Here is a 1,558-nt window from a genome sequence, read left to right as displayed (position 1 = left end):
ATTATCAGTCACTTGCGCTTCTCTGTCCGTCCAATCCTCCGATGATCGCATCACCCGCGCGCTTCTAACATACGGTAGGTGGCAGATCATGGGGGACAAAACCGCGTTTGCCACGGCGTGTCAAATTGCGTTGTGACAGTCGCCGCCAAAGCGCGAGGGAAGGTCCGTTGCCTGCGGCGTCATTAAACGCGGAGCGCCAGTAAGATTTTCGACGCAGCTTCCGCACCTCCCTATACCCGCAATGATCGCCCTGCCCCGCTCGCGATCCCTAGCTCGTCACGCTCAACGCTACGCGAACGGCAGACGCTCACTTATGATGTATCCGCTAAGCACCCGATAAACACTGAGCCCGAAAATCGACGGGCGCCAATCGGCAGTTACGGTGCGACTGGAATTGCAGGAAACGTCATCCAAGCGCTTCCGTTTGCTGATTCCGGTTAACAGCCGCGCGCGAAGAAACCCAGCAGCCCCCGCGCCTTCCCCAAGGTTTGCTTGCTCGCTGGCCAAAGCACATGGAAAACGCCGGTGCGTTGCAAATGGTGCCAGGAGCAGCTTCGAGTCCCAATCGACCGCAAGTGCCTCGACGAGCGCAAGCGCGGTGACACGCCGCGCCGCTCGCTGCGGATGCAGACGGCACCTTGGAAGATCACATGCGCTATCGATAGATGACTACCGGCCAGTTTTCATCTCGATTGCGATTCGTCCAAGGCTTCGGATCGCGGCTTCAACATCTGGCGTAAGACGCCGCCCAACGCTGAGACGAAAGGCGTTGTCGAACCCACCTGACGCCGAAAAGATGGGGCCGGGTGCGATTGAAATGCCTTCGGCAATCGCGAGTTCGCTGAAGCGCATCACGTCGAATGGTGCGGGAATTTCCACCCAGAAGACAAATCCACCTCCCGGCTCACTTATCAGGGTTCCGATGGGGAAGCTTTCCAGCACGAGCGCACGGATCGCAGATGCCTGCGACCCGAATAATCGGCGCAGCCCCTCGAGGTGCCGACGATAAGCACGCCCGTCGAGATAAACGGCAAGGGCTCTCTGCGTCAGCGTGGTGACGCCTGCGTTGCAGGGGGCACGCGCACGTTCGAAACTTTCGGCAAAACGGCCCGGCACACACCATCCGATGCGGAAGCCAGGCGCGAGCGTCTTCGAGAATGAGGAGCAGTAAAAAACCCACCCTTCCCGGTCGAAGCTCTTCAGCGGCGACCTGACACGCCCGGCATGATGGAGTTCGCCATAGACGTCGTCTTCAATAACCGGCAGCCTACGGCGTTCCGCAAAGGCCATAAGACGCCCCATCGCTTCTGGCGGCATGGCAAAGCCGAAAGGATTATGAAATGTCGGATTAAGCGCGAGCGCGGCCAGTGGCGTGGCTTCTGCGATACGCTCCAACTCGTCGATGTCTATGCCGTGATGCGGATCGGTTGCGATCTCGACAGCGCGGAGGCCCAGCGTCTCGATCCATTGCAGGATGCCAAAAAAGCATGGGGACTCGACCGCGACCGCAGCGCCGGGAGAGGTCAGCGCCATCAACGCTAATCCGAGCGCCTCGCTC

The 1,558-nt window shown here is 59.8% G+C and carries 1 protein-coding gene; it reads right to left on the bottom strand.

The features are described from left to right. Window positions 1-669 precede the first annotated feature (669 nt). The coding region (locus T281_RS17085) for an aminotransferase-like domain-containing protein (RefSeq protein WP_037242513.1) at window positions 670-1,558 on the bottom strand (889 nt) is incomplete at its 5' end.

The sequence above is a fragment of the Rhodomicrobium udaipurense JA643 genome (assembly GCF_000636015.1).
Classification (GTDB): domain Bacteria; phylum Pseudomonadota; class Alphaproteobacteria; order Rhizobiales; family Rhodomicrobiaceae; genus Rhodomicrobium; species Rhodomicrobium udaipurense.
The sequence above is the reverse complement of the archived record's forward strand: the minus strand, read 5'-3'. Positions and strand labels throughout refer to the sequence as shown.